Here is an 18549-nt window from a genome sequence, read left to right on the forward strand (position 1 = left end):
GCGCTTAAAAACCGGCATCTTTAGATAACAATTAACTCTGCGTGCAAGGAACCGGCTGATTTCAGCGCTTCAAGAATAGCCACCAAATCACTGGGCGCCGCGCCTACATCGTTAACTGCCTTAACAATCTCGTCCAGGGAAACGCCTGGGTTAAACACAAACATGTGATTTTTTTCTTCTTCAATCTTTACGTTGGATTTTGGTGTAACCACCGTTTGACCGTTGGATCGTGCATTCGGCTGACTGACCTGGGGAGCTTCAGTAATAGTGACCGTCAAACTGCCATGAGATACCGCCGCAGGCTGTACCCTGACCTTACCGTTAACAACGACAGTGCCGGTGCGGGAGTTGACAATGACTCGCGCCGGCGCATCATCGGGAGTCACCATCATGTTTTCGACAACTGAAGCGAATGTCACCTTTTGATCGGGATCTACCGGTGCATTGACCCTAACAGAAGTTGCATCCAGCGCTTTTGCCGTATTAGCGCCCAATACGTTGTTAATGGAATCCGCCATGCGGTTGGCCGTAGTGAAATCCGATGTATGCAGATTAAAAATCAACGCATCGCCGTCAGCAAAAGAACTCGTGACAGTGCGCTCAACAGTTGCTCCGTTGGGAATACGGCCCACATTGGGATTGTTGACGGTAACGCTTGAACCATCCTGGCCTGAAGCACTCAGCCCGCTGACAACCAGACTGCCCTGTGCGATAGCGTAAACCTGCCCATCGGCCCCTTTCAGCGGACTCATTAACAACGTTCCGCCGCGTAAACTTTTTGCGTCGCCTAAAGAAGAGATAGTGACGTCAATCATTTGACCTGGCTTGGCAAACGCAGGCAGCTCAGCTTGAATGGAAACGGCTGCGATATTTTTCGCTTTAGGATCAACGCCGGGAGGTAACGTCAATCCAAGGCGCGCCAACATACTGCGTAAACTTTGTCCGGTAAATGCGGTTTTATCGCCGGATTGGGTCAAACCGACAACCAGACCGTAACCTACCAGCTGATTGCCACGTACTCCTTCGATAGAGGCAATGTCCTTGATGCGTTCGGCATAAACCGGGCTGCTGTAGACAGTGCCTAGTAGGACGACTGCAAAGACGCAGGAGGTGAAGCCCTTGCCGAGTAACAAAATAACGTGCTTATATGTTGCGTTCATATCCTTATCCTTATTTTAGAATGGGAACCATGGGCTTTGGAGAATCCTTGACAGCCAACCCATTTTACTGGCATCGGCCATAGCGCCTTCGCCTACATACATAATGGTTACATCAGCCACTTTATCCGAAGAAATAATATTGGATGAATTGATATCGACCGGCCTGACAATACCGGATAGCCTGATGAATTCGTCGCCCTGATTTAAAGTGACTCTTTTCTCGCCGCGTACACTTAAATTGCCGTTCGGCAACAACTCGACCACGGTAACGGAAATATTGCCGCTTAAACTATTGCTTTGATCGGCAGCGCCCGTCCCTTTAAATTCTTTTGTTGACTGCAGCGTGGTTGTAGGACTCTGCCCGGTGAATGCAGATGCCGCAATGCCAAACATTGACGGAGCCGAAGCGGACATTGAGGTATCTTTTTTGGTATTAAGATCATCAGCCTTTTTCGCCTGAGTATCTTCCTTGAGTGTAATGGTCAGAACATCCCCGACCCGTTTGGCCGTGTGATCTTCAAACAAACGCATATCGTAACCGGCCTGATAGATTGATCCGCTACTTTGAACCGGCGGCCTTAAGTCAGCCGGTGCAACCGGGGAAAAGGCAGGGTCTCTTTGCGGTATGGGTGTACAAGCCTCTAACAGAGACAGCATGATTGCAAGGATACAAAACCCCAACCGGCTCCCGCGGAAATCAATGCGACCAATCACCTTGAAACCAAATTTTTGAGTCATCATGCCACCACTCCTAACTTATAATTGCTGCGTTATAAAAGACAGCATCTGATCGGCCGTTGAAATCGCCTTGGAATTCATCTCATAAGCCCGTTGCGCTTCAATCATATTGACTAACTCCTCAACGACATTGACGTTGGAGGTCTCCAATGAGCCTTGATTCAAAGTCCCGTATTCACCTTGTCCCGGCGTTCCGACAATCGGCGCACCGCTGGCCGCAGATTCCCGGTAAAGGTTGTCGCCAACCGCTTGCAATCCGGTAGGATTGATAAAGTTAGCGGTCTGAATTTGCCCCAGCTGCTGAGTCGCTCCGGCTACCACAGCTGATACGGTACCGTCTGTGCCGATAGTAACGCTCTCTGCGGTTGCAGGCACAGTGATCGCCGGATTCAGCGGTAATCCGCCTGATGTAACCAGCTGTCCTGTTGCGTCTAATTTTAAAGAACCGTCACGGGTATAATTGGTATCCCCGTTAGGCATTAAAATTTGCAGGAAGCCCCGGCCATTAATTGCCACATCCAGCGAATTATCTGTTTGTGAAATATTACCCTGGGAATGAACTTTTTCCGTTGAAACCGTTTTGACACCGGTTCCCAGCTGCGTCCCTGTTGGCGCTTGAATATTTTGCGTGGTATCTCCACCGACTTGGCGAATGTTCTGATACATCAGATCGTCAAACATAGCCCGGTCTTTCTTAAAACCGGTGGTATTTACGTTCGCCAGGTTATTGGATATAACAGCCATTCTTGTCTGCTGGGCATCCAGACCGGTTTTAGCGACCCATAATGAGCGTTCTGTCATGATAATCTCCTGTGTGCCAATTTATTGCCTCACTTAAATACAAAGCATGATGCGTGCCATATTTTTTTAAAAGGTTATCGCACCTTTTTCAGATCCAAAAAAAGCCGGGCTCAGCCCGGCTTTTTTTAAAACAAATCCACATTCATGCATTTATCCCATTTGCATCAACTTGGCAGTCATTGCAGAGTTATCATCCACACTCTTCATCACCTTGGTTTGCAGCTCGAAGTTTTTTGCCAGCTCCAACATTTCCGTCATCGCTACAAAAGCATTAACGTTACTGCCTTCCAGAGTCCCCGTATTCAAGCTGACATCAGCGCTGGCTACCAGCGGCTGGCCATCTTTAGTATGGAACAAACCGTCACCTTGTTTTTCCAAATCCTCGATATTAGGTTTAACCAGCTTAATCCGGTCAATCTGCACCAACGTAGTTGCGTTACCGGAACCCATGGGAATAATGCTGACAGTACCGTCAGTGCCTATGGTCACCTTTTCTGCCGGTGGAATAGTAATCGGCCCGTTTTGTCCCAGCACTTGCAAACCCGCACCGGTTTTCAATAAACCTTCCGGAGTAATGCGTAAATCGCCGGCACGCGTATAAGCTTCTTTACTGTCGTAATCGCCGCCCTGAGCGGCAATCCAGCCCTGTCCATTGATAGCTACGTCCAGATCACGGCCTGTCGTCTGCATCGCGCCCGGGGAATAATCGGTGCCCGGTTTCTCTATCATCGCATAAACCCGCGTAGGGTAGCCCGCCCCGGTCACAGCCCTGCTACGGAACCACTCCACATCGGATTTGAAACCGGTTGTCTGCATATTCGCCAAATTATTGGCGTTTGAGTTTTGCGCCTGCAACGATTGTTTGGCACCACTCATTGAAATATATAAACTACGGTCCATAACAGCTCCTCTTTTACCTTATAAACAGACTTTTAAAAATAAAAGCAAACATCGCTCCAATAACTTCAAAAAATTAAATTACGCATTCAAAATAGTTTGTATCAAGGTTTTTTCAGTGGTGATGGTTTGAGAATTGGCCTGATAAGCCTGCTGCGCAATAATCAACTTAACCAACTGGTCGGATAAATCCACATTGGAACCTTCCAGGGCAGATGATTGAATAGCTCCAAAATTATTATCGCCCGCAGCGCCGTATATAGGTTGACCGGAACTTGAAGTCTGAGCCCATGTCGTATCCCCGACTTTGGCTAATGATTGATTACTTTGAAAGCGCGCCAATGCGACTTGTCCTAGAGGCTTCGACCCGCCATTGCTGTACCTTGCAAACACCACCCCGGTGCCGTCGACATCAATACCGGTCAAATTACCGGCAGGCAAACCGTCTTGTTTTAAGCCGTTGACGCTAAAAGGCGTAGCGAATTGGGTGCTACCGAAAAAATCCAGATCAAATGCCATCGGAGCAACGCTTGCGTTAGGATTAATAAGGCCTAAATTAATAGATCCAAAATCCACCTTGGTTTCTTGCGGAGCGCCAGAAGTAACAGCGGATACAGCCGTATCATAAGCATTGGCTGCAGTCTGGGCAGTCGCCGCATCAGCGGCAGCAATTGCTGCTAAACCAGCAGCCGTATTCGCCGTAGCAACATCAACAACGGCAGCAGCAGCTGTCGCATAAGCAACTGCTGATGCAGCAGCGGTAGCAGCCGTAGTTTTAGCTGTAGCCGCAAGCGTGGCAGCAGAAGGAACCGTGTTAACGGCAGATGCGGCGGCAGCCAAAGCAGTGGCCGATGATGATCCCACCAAAGCTTGAGAAACAGCAGCTTGCTTAGCCGTATTAACGGCTGCCGCAACGGCAGCTTTGTAATTATTAAGTGCGGTCTGCGCAAGGATAGCATCGGCTGCAGCAGTAACACCAGCAGCAGCAGCATTAGGCCCGTCAGTCACAGTATCAAGGCTTAGAGCATAAGCGTCAGCAGCTGTTTTATAATTTGAAGCAGATGTTAGGGCATTTGCAGAAGCAGTTGCATAAATTGCGGCAAAAGGCGCAGCCGAGGGAATCGCAGCAGATGCGGCCGTAATAGCAGCAACAAGCCCATCGGCGGTACCGGCCGCGGCAAAGGCATTGCCGGCGAGAGTTGCCACCGCTGCTGCATTAAGCGGATTAGACGCTGCAGCTGTCGACGCTGACGATGCAGTCGCAGCAGATGTTACGGCTGTTGTAACAGCTGCTGTTGATGCAGTTGTAGCAGTCGCTGATGTTGCTGCATCTGTATAAATCGTCGGTAGTGCTGTAGCCGACGCCTTTGCCGCCGTAGTATCCGCCACCGTTTTGTTCGCCGCTGTCACAGTCCCTGCCGAAATAACGCCAGCAGCACGAACCCCCACTTCAGCAAGCAATCCTGATGCATTGAAAGTCATCGGTATCGGTGTCCCAGGAGTATTGATAGTTGATGACACTGTCGACGCAGGCGCTGCTGCCGGCGGTATAGGAGCCCCGCCCGTTGTAATGCCGAAATTATCAAGAAATACATAAGCATTCCATGCATTGGCCACCGGTGTTTTCACATAATAAGTCGATACGATATGGGCATTACCCTGAGTATCATAGGTAGTGATTGAGGTCGTATTGTTATACGATAAGGGATTTAAAGGATCAAACAATGAAGCTGACGGCACACTGGCAGCCCCGTTGATATTCAATTTCATATCGACATTTGCGGTAGCGTTAGGCAAGCCTTGAGCGGTATCAATGGTCAACGGCCTGAAAACACCGACACTAAAACCCGCCTCCGCGGTAGCACCGTTAGGCGCAAAAGCCAATAAATACTTTCCCTCACTATTAACGACATTACCCGTACTATCCAACTTGAAAGCGCCGTTGCGAGTATATGCACTAGGCACCGAAGGATTGACCGGTGCAGACGGATTATTGGGGTCCGGAAGGTTTACGCTATCGGCCAATACAAAAAAACCATTGCCGCTAACGGCTAGATCGAGGCTGTTTTGGGTGGATTCGATATTGCCCTGGTTAAATTGTTGCGCCACTTCGGTAACTCTTACCCCTGCGCCCGGCTGGGTTTTACTAACGCCGCCGATGCTGCTGGCATACACGTCGGCAAATTCCGCCCTTGACTCTTTAAAACCGGTGGTCTGTGAATTGGCAATATTATTGCCGGTTACCTGTAAACTTGCTGATGCGGCTTTTAAGCCGCTTAATGCTGTTGCGAAACCCATGTTACACCCCCTACCCTAGAATTTGTTTAATTTTACTGAAATCAATGCTGTCCAATCCGGTCAGGTTAACTTTCATTGGCGTAGTGCCACTGCTCATGCTGACGCTCTCAACTTGAGAATTAATATCTGTCACCAGTACGGTATTATTGCCGTCAATATTTCCTGTCGCTTCAATTTTATATACGCCGGGACTGGCCATAACACCGTTTGAATTCGAGCCATCCCAGGCAAAAGGAACTTTCCCCGCCGCATGAGGCCCCATATCCACACTCTGTTCAATTTCACCGGTAGCCGCATTGGTTACTGTGACCTTAACATTGGTTGCACTGCCTTCTAAATTGATATTGCCTGTTATATTCCCCCCTGCCGCCAACAACCCCTGCGTTCCTGGCGCGGATACGTATCGTCCTACTAAACTGGTTGCTTGCAATGCCTGACTGGAGGTGATTGAACTGGCAAAATCACCGAATGATTTTTGTAAATCCTGAATCCCGGATACTGTCCCAAACTGCGCCATTTGCGTTATAAACTCGCCATTCTGCATGGGCTGCGAGGGGTCCTGATGAGTCATCTGAGTGGTCATCAATTTTAAAAACTCATCCTGTCCTAATGAAGTTTTTTTAGTTGCCGCCGCCGAATCTTTCTTGGGCGTGACCGTTAAACTGCTGTAATCGGTTGTTGTGCCTTGAATTGCCATTTTTTACCCCCTTACTGTCCCATTTTTAAAGTCTGAAGCATCATCTGCTTTGCCGTATTCAATACTTCCACATTATTTTGATAAGAGCGTGATGCCGACATCATATTGGCCATTTCTTCAACCGTATTAACATTTGATTTAAAGATATAGCCCTCCTGATTAGCCAGAGGATGATTCGGGGAATATTCCATAACGGCAGAGGCTTGACTTTCGACGACGCCCAATACTTTGACCTTACTGGTAGCATTCTGTTTATTTATCACGTTATTTAATTCAGCGGCAAATACCGGCTGCCTGGACTTGTAAACGTCCTTCGCACTACTGCCGACACTGTTCGCATTCGATATATTACTTGCAACCAGATTGAGTCTTAACGACTGCGCATTCATGCCGCTACCGGCAATATCAAATATACTTGAAGTCATAACTATTGCCCTCTAATGGATGTCATCAAATCGGAAAAGTCACCGCTAATGAACTGTAAGCTGGCCTGATACTGCACTGAATTTTCTGCGTATTTAGCTTCCTCAACATGGGCTTCGACGGTATTGCCGTCTAATGACACCTGGCTGGGATTCCGATACATTACATTTGCTCCGAATGCTTGTTGTTGTGGTGTAATATGTCCTGCATGAGTGCGCTCCATGGCCACACCTGACCCCACACTTTGTTTTAAGACGGATTTAAAATCCAGATCGCGCGCTTTAAAATTGGGCGTATCTGCATTTGCTAAATTGGCAGCCAGTATTTCACTGCGCTTTTCTCGAAAAGCCAAAACCTTAGGACCAATACCGAGTGCTGCGTCAAAATTAATAGCCATGATAGTTTCCTCACTAATTACTTGTAGTAAAACAAATGCACGGCATATGCCAAAAACATATAATCAATTAAAATCAGTTAGATATAAACATTAAACATTATCCATCTCTAATCAACAGTTGCTTACGATTAAAATGCTTTGAATAATTCGGCAAAAAATAGCCGCCAATTAGTGACGAACAAATCGATCAGCGGGCAAATAAAGCCATATGTCAATAAATTGACTGGTATTATTTCCGGTACCTTACATAAGCCATAAAGCAGACCTTGACGATGATAAAAGATATCCCACTCATTTTGGCACTGGCCTTTATTTTTTTTACCGCGGCTCATGCGGAACAAGGTTCGCAATCGCATGAATCCATTGCCGAGGCTGTTAAAGCTTATGTCGAGCAAAATATCAATCTGCCCGGCGAATATGAAATGACCCTAACTCCATTGGACAGCCGCTTGAATTTACCTCAATGCGCCGAACCGCTGGACATATTCACAACAAGTGATTTAATTAAGGCGGGCAGAACGACGATAGGTGTGCGTTGTAATACGGAAAAGAAATGGTCTATTTTTACTTCTGTCATCATCAAGACTTATCAAATGGTCGTGGTCGTATCCCGGCCGATACAACGCGGCGAAATCATTACAAGGCAACATCTTGCTATCGAAAAAAGAGAGGTGTCTAATCTTAGGGAAGATTTTGCCACTCAACCGGAACAAGTCGAGAATAAACAGGTTACACGTCAGCTAAATGCCGGAACTATTCTTAGCTTAAGAAACATTGTTGAACCCAAACTTATTAAAAGAGGAGATAAAGTTGTTATCAGCACAACAAAGCCCGATTTTTCTATTAGAATGAGCGGAATAGCGATGATGGATGGCATTAAAGGGCAACTTATCAGCGTTAAGAATCAAAATTCCGGACGTATCATTAATGCAACGGTTGTCGAACCCGGATTAGTCTCTGTTAATTATTAAAATCGCGTATAAATCGATTAAATAAACCGTTAAAGTTTATCGCCAGACTGCCGATAAATGTTTTAAATGAAAAGATATTTAAGGAATTTGACATGGCTATTGAAATAACAGGCAGGACAAATAGTCCGACACCGATAAAAACACCCACAAAAGCTGAAGTCGTCGATGTTGAGAAAAGGGTTGCCGTCACAAATACGGAAAAAACAGACAGTGTTGCACTTACGATCACCACACAGGAAATAAAAAAGGCCTTTGGTTCATCTTCTGCATCGTCAGTGGATATTGATCGGGTTAACTCCGTAAAAAAAGCCCTTGCTGACGGAAGTTATTCGATAAATGCTGAAAAAGTTGCAAAGAAATTGATTCAATTGGACAAGTTAATGCCCCAAGACAATAGTACATAACTATGATATTAAAAACTTACCCTATTACAGATCAGTTAATTTCCAATGCACTAAAATTGGCGCAACAGCTTCATCAGGAACTCAGTCGAGAGGCTGACGCCTTAAAGAAAACGCAGCAAGCTGAACTAATTAACAACCTCGCCGCCCATAAAAAGCAGCTGGTTTCACAGCTGGAACAGTTCAACACACAAATCACTCAAGTCTTGGCAACAGAAAATCTCCCTAACAATCAGGAAAGTGTCAGGGAATATTTTAAACGGGCTGAAACAGCCGGCCTGCAAACCGCCGAATCAATCGCCAACTGGGCACAGCTGATGACTGTCTGTGCAAAGTGCAAAAGCCTGAATGAACAAAACGGCGCAAGCATTGATCTCTTATCTCGTCACACCAAACGTTCACTGGACATTTTAAAAGGCAAACCAGAGTCTGCGAATACATATGGTTCTGATGGCAGAGCTCAAAGCGACCGACAGACCCATACCCTGATCTCGGTATAATTACTTTTTCATGTTCGGTTAATATTCATAATATTCCGTCCAGGCACACTATCACTGTTCATTATTAACAACGCTCGTATTTGATACCCCTAATTTGGGCATGGAACTATCATCCTTACATATCCAACTGATCAATTCGTCCTGCAGCCAAACTTTCTTTCAACTTACTGATACACTCCGAACAGAACAAATGAATTAAATACCTATCTATGGTAAGATGTTCTTTGTTTTTGCCCCGATAGCTCAGCAGGATAGAGCGGTCCCCTCCTAAGGGACAGGCCGGTGGTTCAAATCCGCCTCGGGGCACCATTTATATCAGAAACTTATAACACTCTTGCTCATGCCTACCCGCAACAAGAGACCGCACCTAACGCCATACCTATCAACGCCAGCATCAGTGCAATCAATTAGCCCTCGTTCTTTGCCGCGTTTGTTTATTTAACCTTCATCCCCTTTTCATAAGCTGTAAGGCACTTGCCAACAGCAACATTTTATTGAGACTCAACTAATATGCCATTTACCACCCTCGGTTTATCTGACCCATTGCTGCGCGCCATTGCTGATGCCGGCTATATCACGCCGTCCCCTATCCAGTCGCAAGCTATTCCTGCCGTTTTAGGCGGCCATGATGTTCTGGCTGCCGCACAAACAGGAACGGGAAAAACAGCAGGATTTACCCTGCCTATCCTGCACCGCTTATCGCAAAAGGCTTACGGTAATAACCGGCCGGTCAGGGTATTAATCCTAACCCCAACCAGGGAACTTGCGGCGCAAATAGGCGAATCGGTTAACAAGTACGGAGCGCACCTGCATCCGCGCTTAAAATCCGAAGTCGTTTTTGGCGGGGTAAAAATCAATCCGCAGATGATGAAATTAAGAGGCGGCGTAGATATATTGGTCGCCACGCCAGGCCGACTTTTAGATTTGGTCAATCAGAATGCGGTAAAACTCGATCAGGTCGAAACACTGATACTTGACGAGGCAGACCGCATGCTGGATATGGGATTTATCCGGGATATCCGCAAGATTATCGCCTTGCTGCCGAAAAAGCGTCAAAACCTGCTTTTTTCGGCGACTTTTTCAGAGGATATCCGCAAGCTCACCACCGGGCTTTTGGTGAATCCAATAAAAATTGAAGTCGCTCCACGAAATACCGCCGCAGAACTGGTTGAGCAAATCGCTTATCTGGTTAATAAAGCCAACAAAACCGAGCTACTCTCTCACTTGATAAAAGAAAATGACTGGCAGCAGGTTCTGGTGTTCACAACCACTAAGCACGGCGCGAACCGGCTTACCGAAAAACTCAATAAGATTGACATTAAGGCAGCCGCCATCCACGGCAATAAAAGCCAAGGCGCCAGAACCAGTGCATTGTCCGGCTTTAAAGCCGGTGAAATCAGGGTGCTAGTGGCGACCGATGTGGCGGCACGCGGCATTGATATCAACCTGCTGCCCCATGTCGTCAATTTTGAACTGCCCAGAGCGCCCGAAGATTACGTTCATAGAATTGGCCGTACCGGACGCGCAGGGGAAGAAGGCCAAGCCATATCATTAGTATCCCATGATGAATACAATGCCTTGCGCTTGGTTGAAAAGCTGATCGGCAAGGAGATAAAACGAGAACAAATTGCCGGCTTTGAGGCTTCCGCTGTTGCTCCACCGATGCCGGCAGAGCCGCCACGCGGCCCACGTCCAAGCAGAAACTCAAACCAGGCGCGCAAACCTGCCGGCGGTAATCAGACCAGAAGCAGTAGACCCAGGACAAAAAGCGCTTAAATTTGCAAACGGGTTTGGCGTTGCGCTAACCCTAAAAACAACATATCACCATAAAGACATGAGAAATAAAGCTTCGTGCTCTTCGTGTCTTCGTGGTGAATAGTCCACTTGAGAAATCCTATTTAGGTTAGCTTTTAAAGTTAGCATAACCCGGCAATCTCAGCCCCACTGGGATTTACGGACATTGAAATTGCGGCCTTTTATTTTGCCGTTTCTCAAGCAAGCCAAAGCTTTATCAACACTGTCACGCTTGATAGCCACGTAAGCATGGGCGTCAAAAATATCGATCTTGCCCACTTCACTGCCGGCAATTCCACCGTCACCGGTTAAAGCGCCCAGTATATCTCCCGGACGTACTTTATTTTTGCGTCCGCCATCTATCCACAAAGTCACCATCGGCGGCTCAAACCGCTGCTCATGGTTCATCTGAAACGGCGCCACTTCGTCCCATTTGGCTGGAATATTTTGATATTCCTCAATCGCTTTGACCCGATTTAATTCCTGCTCGGTGCATAAACTTAACGCCAGGCCTTTTTTACCGGCGCGGCCGGTACGCCCAATCCGGTGTACGTAGATTTCAGGGTCCCAGGGCAATTCATAATTAATTACCGCCTGCATATCCTTAATATCCAAACCTCGTGCCGCCACATCGGTCGCCACCAGAACCGAACAGCTTTTATTGGAAAAACGCACTAATACCTGATCCCGATCCTTTTGCTCCAAATCGCCATGCAGCGCCTGAACAGTAAAACCGCTGTTTTCAAGCGAACTCGCCACATCCTGGCACTCCCTTTTGGTATTACAAAACACCACAGTGGATTCAGGACGATAATAAGATAAAAGATAACCCAGTGCGTTTGTCCTTTTCGACTTTTCTACCTGATAAAAACGCTGTTCAATATCGCTGTCGTGATGGCTGGTCTCGATACTGACGGAAACCGGTTTAAACTGGAACTTCTGGCTCATTTCCCGAATAGGATCGGCATAAGTTGCTGAAAACAGCAGCGTTTGCCGATGCGTCGGTGCGTATGAAATCACGTCAGTAATGGCCTCTTCAAAACCCATATCCAGCATCCGGTCGGCCTCATCCAGCACCAGCACCTTGAGGTTACTCAATCGTAAGCTGCGTTTACGCAGATGCTCTTGCAACCGTCCCGGTGTGCCAACCACCACATGAACACCATGTTCCAGCGATCCCAGTTGCGGCCCGAAAGGTACGCCGCCGCATAAGGTCAATACTTTAATATTTTGAGTAAACCGGGCCAATCTCCGGATTTCCTTACAAACTTGATCGGCAAGTTCTCGGGTTGGACAAACAACCATCACCTGAACCCTGAAACTGTTCAAATCCAGCTTGGACAACAGGCCAATGCCGAAAGCAGCGGTTTTACCACTGCCGGTTTTAGCCTGCGCAATTACGTCCCTGCCCTCAAGAATATGCGGCAGACTCTCTGCTTGAATAGGTGTCAAATAGGTGTAACCCAGGGATTCAATGTTTTCAAGCAAGGCGGGTTTTAAAGCTAGGGATGAAAATTTGGCAGTACTCACTAAGGACTCTTTATATTGACGCGAATGGCGGCGAAATGCCGTCATTCAATTACTTATGATACCAGATACTGGCTTTGATTAACGCACCACGAGAACATGAAGAATAAAACTTCGCGTTCTCCGTGATGATATTTCTTAATTTGATGCTTATGTGAGTGATAAAACGCTGTTTATCTTACTTTTCAGACACACTAATAAAGCCGTGCAAACCGCGCTTGGACTTAACAGCCAACCAGTCTTTCAATTGCTTTAACTCTTCCGTCTCTTCCAAGTCATCAAGGCTTTGTTTGTTTTTTAACAAGCGAAATGCCGCTGACAGCACTTTATAGCGATCTCCGGTAATGCCTGCCCGTCTTAAGCCTACGGTATTTAACTTATAATGCCGGGCGGGACGTCCGCCGATCAGCATAAAAGGGATAACATCCATATTAAGGCCGGTTGTACCCTGCACTATCGCAAACGAACCGATTCTGCAAAACTGGTGCGCAACCACTGCGCCGCCGATGAAAACGTTATTGCCGACTTGGACATGTCCGCCGATCGCGACATTATTGGCAAATATGGTGTTATTCCCGACTGTGCAATCATGCGCGACATGGCTGTTATTCATAAAGAAACAACCTGAACCAATGCGGGTCTCCCCATTTTCTTTAGAAGCCCGATGAGCGGTAAAGCCCTCTCTAAAAACATTATTGTCGCCGCAAACAAGCCAGGAAACCGTTTCGGCTTTAAAGCCGGTATCTTGCGGCAATCCGCCTAGCACTGCATGCGGATGTAAAATATTGCCGTCACCCATTTTTACATGGCTATGCACCACGGCATGAGCGCCCACTTGGCAGTTTGCACCCAGTTGAGCGCCTGTCTCAATAACGGCAAAAGGCCCTACCGTAATATTGTCTCCGAGTGACACATCCGGTGCTATGTAAGCGGTCGGGTGAATATTTTGAGCCATCTTAGCTATCCTCTTGGATGATATTTTGAGTGTAATTCTTTGAGTCTTTCGCGGGCAATATGGGTATAGATTTGCGTGGTCGATAAATCCGAATGCCCGAGCAATAACTGCACGACACGTAAATCCGCGCCATGATTCAACAAATGCGTAGCAAAGGCATGTCTTAAAGTGTGCGGCGACAGTTCTTTGCTGATTCCGGCTTTTTTTGCATGACGTTTGATAATATGCCAAAAAGCCTGCCTTGTCATACTGTCCGCCCGGTTGGTGACGAACAGATAATCGCATTGCCGCTCACCGAGAATAGTTTTTCTGGCTTGGACCATATAGCTCTCCAGCCAGCTCATGGCTTCCTCGCCGACCGGCACTAACCGCTCTTTGTTGCCTTTACCGATGATTCTGACCACACCTTGCCGGAAGCTGATCTGTTCAAATTTTAAATTGACCAGTTCCGAGACTCTAAGCCCGGTAGCATAAAGCATTTCCAGCATAGTCCTGTCCCTGAAGCCCAAAACATTGGTAACTTCAGGTGCATCCAGTAATAACTCGACATCTTTTTCGGACAGTGAGGCAGGCAACGGCTGACCGATGTGAGGCGATTCTATCAATGCAGTCGGATCGACTTTTATACTGTTTTCTCGGATGTAATAACCATAGAAACGCCGCAAACTGGACAAAATACGCGCAGAAGATCTATTACCTATACCTTCTTTATAACGACTGGCAAGAAAGCTTGATAATTCCCCGCCATCAACTTCCAGCATCGGCCTTCCATCAAGCCATTTGGCGAAAATCCTCAAATCACTGCCGTAAGCCGAAAGCGTATTCTCACTCAAACCCTGCTCCACCCAAACGGCATCGAGAAATTGGTCGATCAAAACGGTTGCATTCATTTTTTATGGCTTGCTTCAAATTCCAGCAGTTTATATTTTATTGCCATGAAATCTCCGTCGGTTTGCCCGCAATAGCCTCCCATACCGGAAGCGGAAACCACCCGGTGGCAGGGAATGATTAAAGCAAACGGGTTATCCCGGCATGCGTTGCCGACTGCTCGCGCTGATGAACCTATTTTCTTAGCCAATGCAGAATAAGTCATCGTTTCACCAAAAGGTATTTCGCAAAGTGCAGTCCAAACTTGGCTTCTATATAAGCTGCCTTGTTTTAACAGTTTAATGTTGATGCGTTTATCGGCATTGCGCCAATACTGGTTCAATTCATGCTCATAGGACTGATTCAGGCAATCACCCAACTCCCAGTCTGTTTTGCTGAGCACACCTTGTTGGCTATATAAAGCAAGCCGTCCTGCCGGCGTCTGAAGCCTTACAACTTCCTCATCCCCCGAAGGATTTTCTACCCATTGAATTATAAACGGCATTAAGTAAGTCCTGAATGATTTCAATTATTAGGTAAAGATATTTACCCGATGAAAGAAATCTACAATTTTAAGCCTAAATATGCAACCAAACCCATTAGCCATAAAAAAAGGCAGCTTAAGCTGCCTTTTTTTATTTGGTGTAAACCAGCTTGATTAAAGTTTTTCTTTAATACGAGCTGCTTTACCCGTCAGGTCACGCAAGTAATACAATTTGGCACGACGCACATCACCGCGACGCTTAACGTTGATCTCGCTAATGATAGGGCTGTGAGTCTGAAATACACGCTCAACTCCAGTACCGTGAGAAATTTTTCTTACTGTGAAAGCTGAGTTTAATCCGCGATTACGTTTTGCAATTACGATACCTTCAAAAGCCTGAATTCTTTCACGCTCGCCTTCTTTTACCTTAACTTGCACAACAACAGTGTCACCTGGACCAAAGTCAGGAATCTGTTTCAGTTGTTCCGCTTCCAATTCATCAATAATATTGCTCATTACCACACCTTAATTTAAACCAACTCCACAATAAATTCTCTAAGCAAATTTTCCTGCTCTGCACTTAAATTCTTTTTTTCCAACAAGTCCGGCCGTCTCTGCCAAGTTCGTCCCAGAGCCTGCTTCATTCGCCAGCGGTCTATGTCCGCATGATTGCCGCCTAATAAAACGTCCGGAACTGAGCAGCCTTCAAGCTGTTCAGGCCTGGTAAAGTGGGGGCAATCCAGTAATCCATCGCTGTGAGAATCCTGCCGAGCTGAATCCTCATCGCCGAGCACACCCGGCAGCAACCGGGTCACGGCATCAATCACTATCAATGCAGCGAGCTCACCGCCACTAATAACATAGTCACCAATAGACCATTCATCATCGCAATCCAACTCGACAAAGCGCTCATCAATACCTTCATAACGCCCCGCAACCAGAATCAACTGCGATACTTTACAAGCCTCTGCCAGTAAAGACTGGGTAATCGGTTTGCCTTGCGGACTTAAATAAACTACTTTGATGGCCTCAACGCCTGCCTGCTTGGCATCATTAACCGCATCATGCAACGGCTGATACTTCATGACCATGCCAGGACCACCGCCATAAGGACGATCATCAACAGTTTTGTGCCTGTCGTGGGTATAATCCCTAGGATTCCATACCGACAAACTGACTATCTTCCGTTCGATTGCTCTTCCGGTTACACCGTAACCCGCAGCCGCTGTCACCATTTCCGGAAATAATGTTACAACGTCAAAACGCATGCCGATAATTAAAACTCAGGATCCCAATCGACAATAATCCTGCCTGCATCCAGATCAACATTCATTACCGTTTGTCCCTGTAAAAACGGAATGACCCGTTCCCGCTCGCCCTGGACAATAATCACATCATTGGCGCCTGTTTCCAGAAGACTATCAACAACGCCTAACTGAACGCCATCAATGGTCTCAACATTTAAACCAATCAACTGGGACCAGTAATATTCATCTTTAGCAGTTTTGGGTAGCTGGTCCTGGGTTATAAAAATATCCCATCCCATCAGGCTCGCTGCTTGATCCCTATCGTTAACGCCAGCCAGCTGAGCGACTATCGTCTTACCCTGCAGCTGTCCGTCAACAACGTTAACTGTTTTTGTCTCGTCGCCTTTTTTCAACAGCCAAGGAGAATAAGTTAAAATATTTTCCCTCGGATCAGTGAAGGAAAATACCTTAACCCATCCTTTTATACCAAAAACGCCGGAAATCTTTCCAACGCTTATATGCTGTTGCTCTGACAATTCAGTTTATGCCGCCGCTTTACGCGCGTCTTTAATCAATTTTACAACGCGATCAGAAGGCTGAGCGCCATTGGCTTTCCAATAATCAACGCGGTCGCAGTCTAAACGCAATTTTTCTTCATTGCCACGCGCCAACGGATTAAAAAAACCAAGACGTTCAATATAACGACCGTCACGACCGCTTCTGCTATCGGTTACAACAACATGATAGAAAGGACGATTTTTCGCGCCACCTCTAGAAAGACGAATGGTTACCATCTAAGTTCCTCAAAAACATTTAGTCAAAATTTAATCGACCTATTTTACGCGATTTTCTATACAAGTAAAGAGCAACGCCAATAACACAATAAAAATTACCTTCTCATACCCATGCCGCGTACATTATTTTTTATGCCGCGCATCATATTTGCCATATTGCCTGCTTTAAAGCGCTTCATCATTTTCTGCATCATCATGAACTGCTTCAAGATGCGGTTAACATCCGATAACTGCTGACCGCAGCCGTCAGCAATACGCTTCTTCCGATTGCCTTTAATCAAATCAGGATAACGCCTTTCTTTCATAGTCATGGAATTAATCACCGCAATCTGACGCGATAATTCCTTGTCATTAACCTTATCTTTCATTTCCTGGGGAATGCTGCTCATGCCCGGCAATTTATCCAACATGGAACCCACGCCACCCATATTCTGCATTTGCAGTAATTGCTCACGAAAATCTTCCAGATCAAAGGACTTGCCTTTTTGCAGTTTTTTGACAAGTTTCTCGGCTTTTTCCTTGTCAACTTTCTGTTCGATCTCTTCAATCAGGCCCAACACATCGCCCATACCCAAAATACGGGAGGCGATACGATCCGGATAGAAAGGCTCCAAAGCATCGGTTTTCTCGCCCATACCGATGAACTTGATCGGCTTGCCGGTAATATGACGGATAGATAAAGCCGCACCGCCTCTGGCATCACCATCTGCCTTGGTCAGGATAATCCCGGTCAACGGCAATGCATCATTAAAGGCTTTTGCAGTAATCGCAGCATCCTGGCCGGTCATGCTATCGACAACAAATAAAGTTTCGATAGGGTTGATTGCTGCATGCAATTCTTTAATCTCGCCCATCATTTCATCATCAATATGAAGACGACCGGCAGTATCGATAATAATTACATCGAGAAACTTTTTCTTCGCTGCGTCAATCGCGTTTTTAGCGATATCAACCGGCTTTTGTGAAATATCGCTTTCAAAAAACTCTAAAGACAGGTCATTTGCAAGCATTTGCAACTGTTTAATAGCTGCAGGACGATAAACGTCAGCACTGACCACGCCGACTTTTTTCTTTTGATTTTCTTTTAACCAGCGGCCCAGTTTGGCTACCGTCGTGGTTTTACCGGCACCTTGCAAGCCAGCCATTAAAATAACCGCCGGCGGGACTGCATTAAGATTCAGCTTTTCGTTTGCCTCGCCCATCACGGCAACCAGCTCAGCCTGAACCAGCTTAATCAGCGACTGGCCGGGCGAAAGACTGGACTGAACTTCCTGACCTAACGCGCCTGTTTTGATACGTTCAATAAAGTCCGTAACCACCGGCAAAGCAACATCAGCCTCAAGCAAAGCCATGCGCACTTCGCGCAGAGTGTCCTTGATATTGTCTTCAGTCAAGCGCCCCTGACCTTTAATTTTTTTAAGCGTGCTACTTAATCGATCGGTTAAATTATCAAACATATCAGTGTCTTTATTAAATCTGAAGGAAACCATTCACTAACACAAATGCGTTAGGACTATTTAGCGGGATATATTAACATAGCCATCAAGGCCTTTGCATTAAACTCAAGGGAATTTGTGGTGCGCCGGGAAAGCGACTTA

At 46.5% G+C, this 18549-nt stretch carries 21 protein-coding genes and 1 tRNA gene; 5 read left to right on the forward strand and 17 right to left on the reverse strand.

The features are described 5' to 3' along the window. Positions 1-20 precede the first annotated feature (20 nt). The 8 genes from V7051_RS08575 to flgB form a co-directional block, all read right to left on the reverse strand. Positions 21-1160, reverse strand: coding sequence for a flagellar basal body P-ring protein FlgI (locus tag V7051_RS08575; protein ID WP_333874535.1), 1140 nt, complete (start codon positions 1158-1160; stop codon positions 21-23). Positions 1161-1175: 15 nt separating this feature from the next. Then, positions 1176-1898, reverse strand: a complete 723-nt coding sequence (locus V7051_RS08580; RefSeq protein WP_442919639.1) for a flagellar basal body L-ring protein FlgH — start codon at positions 1896-1898, stop codon at positions 1176-1178. Between the two features lie 18 nt (positions 1899-1916). Continuing rightward, positions 1917-2699, reverse strand: a complete 783-nt coding sequence (flgG, locus tag V7051_RS08585; RefSeq protein WP_333874536.1) for a flagellar basal-body rod protein FlgG — start codon at positions 2697-2699, stop codon at positions 1917-1919. A gap of 150 nt (positions 2700-2849) precedes the next feature. Further along, positions 2850-3599, reverse strand: coding sequence for a flagellar basal-body rod protein FlgF (flgF, locus tag V7051_RS08590; protein ID WP_333874537.1), 750 nt, complete (start codon positions 3597-3599; stop codon positions 2850-2852). Positions 3600-3677: 78 nt separating this feature from the next. Next, a complete protein-coding gene (locus V7051_RS08595; protein ID WP_333874538.1) occupies positions 3678-5894 on the reverse strand; it encodes a flagellar hook-basal body complex protein in 2217 nt (738 codons plus the stop codon). A 10-nt stretch (positions 5895-5904) separates the two neighbouring features. Further along, the gene (locus V7051_RS08600; protein WP_333874539.1) at positions 5905-6591 is read right to left on the reverse strand and encodes a flagellar hook assembly protein FlgD; all 687 of its coding nucleotides are present in this window, start codon (positions 6589-6591) and stop codon (positions 5905-5907) included. An 11-nt stretch (positions 6592-6602) separates the two neighbouring features. Continuing rightward, positions 6603-7016: a flagellar basal body rod protein FlgC gene (gene flgC / locus V7051_RS08605; protein ID WP_333874540.1), complete on the reverse strand. Its 414-nt coding sequence runs from the start codon at positions 7014-7016 to the stop codon at positions 6603-6605. A 2-nt stretch (positions 7017-7018) separates the two neighbouring features. Beyond that, entirely contained in the window at positions 7019-7411 is a 393-nt protein-coding gene (flgB, locus tag V7051_RS08610; protein WP_333874541.1) for a flagellar basal body rod protein FlgB, read from the reverse strand. A 272-nt stretch (positions 7412-7683) separates the two neighbouring features. Between flgB and flgA the strand changes: the two genes are divergently transcribed. From flgA to V7051_RS08635, 5 genes are all read left to right on the forward strand, one after another. Then, positions 7684-8382, forward strand: coding sequence for a flagellar basal body P-ring formation chaperone FlgA (flgA, locus tag V7051_RS08615; RefSeq protein WP_333874542.1), 699 nt, complete (start codon positions 7684-7686; stop codon positions 8380-8382). 92 nt (positions 8383-8474) lie between these two features. Continuing rightward, entirely contained in the window at positions 8475-8786 is a 312-nt protein-coding gene (gene flgM / locus V7051_RS08620; protein WP_333874543.1) for a flagellar biosynthesis anti-sigma factor FlgM, read from the forward strand. Between the two features lie 2 nt (positions 8787-8788). After that, positions 8789-9283, forward strand: a complete 495-nt coding sequence (locus tag V7051_RS08625; RefSeq protein WP_333874544.1) for a flagella synthesis protein FlgN — start codon at positions 8789-8791, stop codon at positions 9281-9283. A 232-nt stretch (positions 9284-9515) separates the two neighbouring features. Continuing rightward, positions 9516-9592: transfer RNA gene (locus V7051_RS08630), tRNA-Arg, on the forward strand. 201 nt (positions 9593-9793) lie between these two features. Continuing rightward, the gene (locus tag V7051_RS08635; protein ID WP_333874545.1) at positions 9794-11059 is read left to right on the forward strand and encodes a DEAD/DEAH box helicase; all 1266 of its coding nucleotides are present in this window, start codon (positions 9794-9796) and stop codon (positions 11057-11059) included. Between the two features lie 159 nt (positions 11060-11218). On the opposite strand, the gene dbpA is transcribed toward V7051_RS08635, so the two are convergent. The 9 genes from dbpA to ffh all read right to left on the reverse strand — a co-directional run bounded on the left by dbpA (position 11219) and on the right by ffh (position 18408). Further along, entirely contained in the window at positions 11219-12607 is a 1389-nt protein-coding gene (gene dbpA, locus V7051_RS08640) for an ATP-dependent RNA helicase DbpA (protein ID WP_333874546.1), read from the reverse strand. A 175-nt stretch (positions 12608-12782) separates the two neighbouring features. Further along, positions 12783-13559 (reverse strand): acyl-ACP--UDP-N-acetylglucosamine O-acyltransferase, encoded by a 777-nt coding sequence (gene lpxA, locus V7051_RS08645; RefSeq protein ID WP_333874547.1) that lies wholly within the window; start codon positions 13557-13559, stop codon positions 12783-12785. Between the two features lie 5 nt (positions 13560-13564). Beyond that, positions 13565-14449, reverse strand: coding sequence for a site-specific tyrosine recombinase XerD (gene xerD, locus V7051_RS08650; protein WP_333874548.1), 885 nt, complete (start codon positions 14447-14449; stop codon positions 13565-13567). Next, the gene (locus V7051_RS08655) at positions 14446-14931 is read right to left on the reverse strand and encodes a methylated-DNA--[protein]-cysteine S-methyltransferase (protein WP_333874549.1); all 486 of its coding nucleotides are present in this window, start codon (positions 14929-14931) and stop codon (positions 14446-14448) included. The genes xerD and V7051_RS08655 overlap by 4 nt, the downstream gene beginning before the upstream one ends. A gap of 153 nt (positions 14932-15084) precedes the next feature. Further along, positions 15085-15426 carry a 50S ribosomal protein L19 gene (gene rplS, locus V7051_RS08660; RefSeq protein WP_305269899.1) on the reverse strand — a complete coding sequence of 114 codons (342 nt, stop codon included), beginning with the start codon at positions 15424-15426 and terminating at the stop codon, positions 15085-15087. Between the two features lie 14 nt (positions 15427-15440). Beyond that, positions 15441-16178: a tRNA (guanosine(37)-N1)-methyltransferase TrmD gene (gene trmD / locus V7051_RS08665; protein ID WP_333874550.1), complete on the reverse strand. Its 738-nt coding sequence runs from the start codon at positions 16176-16178 to the stop codon at positions 15441-15443. Between the two features lie 8 nt (positions 16179-16186). After that, the gene (gene rimM, locus V7051_RS08670; RefSeq protein WP_333874551.1) at positions 16187-16693 is read right to left on the reverse strand and encodes a ribosome maturation factor RimM; all 507 of its coding nucleotides are present in this window, start codon (positions 16691-16693) and stop codon (positions 16187-16189) included. 6 nt (positions 16694-16699) lie between these two features. Beyond that, complete coding sequence (gene rpsP, locus V7051_RS08675) at positions 16700-16951, reverse strand: 30S ribosomal protein S16 (protein WP_333874552.1); 252 nt, start codon at positions 16949-16951, stop codon at positions 16700-16702. Between the two features lie 95 nt (positions 16952-17046). Further along, entirely contained in the window at positions 17047-18408 is a 1362-nt protein-coding gene (ffh, locus tag V7051_RS08680) for a signal recognition particle protein (protein WP_333874553.1), read from the reverse strand. Positions 18409-18549: the final 141 nt, after the last annotated feature.

The organism is Methylobacter sp., assembly GCF_036845245.1.
Taxonomy (GTDB): domain Bacteria; phylum Pseudomonadota; class Gammaproteobacteria; order Methylococcales; family Methylomonadaceae; genus Methylobacter_A.

Coding starts and splice junctions, on each gene's coding strand:
- V7051_RS08575 (WP_333874535.1), bottom strand. CDS start 1,160: ATGAACGCAACATATAAGCACGTTATTTTGTTACTCGGCAAGGGCTTC.
- V7051_RS08580 (WP_442919639.1), bottom strand. CDS start 1,898: ATGACTCAAAAATTTGGTTTCAAGGTGATTGGTCGCATTGATTTCCGC.
- flgG (WP_333874536.1), bottom strand. CDS start 2,699: ATGACAGAACGCTCATTATGGGTCGCTAAAACCGGTCTGGATGCCCAG.
- flgF (WP_333874537.1), bottom strand. CDS start 3,599: ATGGACCGTAGTTTATATATTTCAATGAGTGGTGCCAAACAATCGTTG.
- V7051_RS08595 (WP_333874538.1), bottom strand. CDS start 5,894: ATGGGTTTCGCAACAGCATTAAGCGGCTTAAAAGCCGCATCAGCAAGT.
- V7051_RS08600 (WP_333874539.1), bottom strand. CDS start 6,591: ATGGCAATTCAAGGCACAACAACCGATTACAGCAGTTTAACGGTCACG.
- flgC (WP_333874540.1), bottom strand. CDS start 7,016: ATGACTTCAAGTATATTTGATATTGCCGGTAGCGGCATGAATGCGCAG.
- flgB (WP_333874541.1), bottom strand. CDS start 7,411: ATGGCTATTAATTTTGACGCAGCACTCGGTATTGGTCCTAAGGTTTTG.
- flgA (WP_333874542.1), top strand. CDS start 7,684: ATGATAAAAGATATCCCACTCATTTTGGCACTGGCCTTTATTTTTTTT.
- flgM (WP_333874543.1), top strand. CDS start 8,475: ATGGCTATTGAAATAACAGGCAGGACAAATAGTCCGACACCGATAAAA.
- V7051_RS08625 (WP_333874544.1), top strand. CDS start 8,789: ATGATATTAAAAACTTACCCTATTACAGATCAGTTAATTTCCAATGCA.
- V7051_RS08635 (WP_333874545.1), top strand. CDS start 9,794: ATGCCATTTACCACCCTCGGTTTATCTGACCCATTGCTGCGCGCCATT.
- lpxA (WP_333874547.1), bottom strand. CDS start 13,559: ATGGCTCAAAATATTCACCCGACCGCTTACATAGCACCGGATGTGTCA.
- xerD (WP_333874548.1), bottom strand. CDS start 14,449: ATGAATGCAACCGTTTTGATCGACCAATTTCTCGATGCCGTTTGGGTG.
- V7051_RS08655 (WP_333874549.1), bottom strand. CDS start 14,931: ATGCCGTTTATAATTCAATGGGTAGAAAATCCTTCGGGGGATGAGGAA.
- rplS (WP_305269899.1), bottom strand. CDS start 15,426: ATGAGCAATATTATTGATGAATTGGAAGCGGAACAACTGAAACAGATT.
- trmD (WP_333874550.1), bottom strand. CDS start 16,178: ATGCGTTTTGACGTTGTAACATTATTTCCGGAAATGGTGACAGCGGCT.
- rpsP (WP_333874552.1), bottom strand. CDS start 16,951: ATGGTAACCATTCGTCTTTCTAGAGGTGGCGCGAAAAATCGTCCTTTC.
- ffh (WP_333874553.1), bottom strand. CDS start 18,408: ATGTTTGATAATTTAACCGATCGATTAAGTAGCACGCTTAAAAAAATT.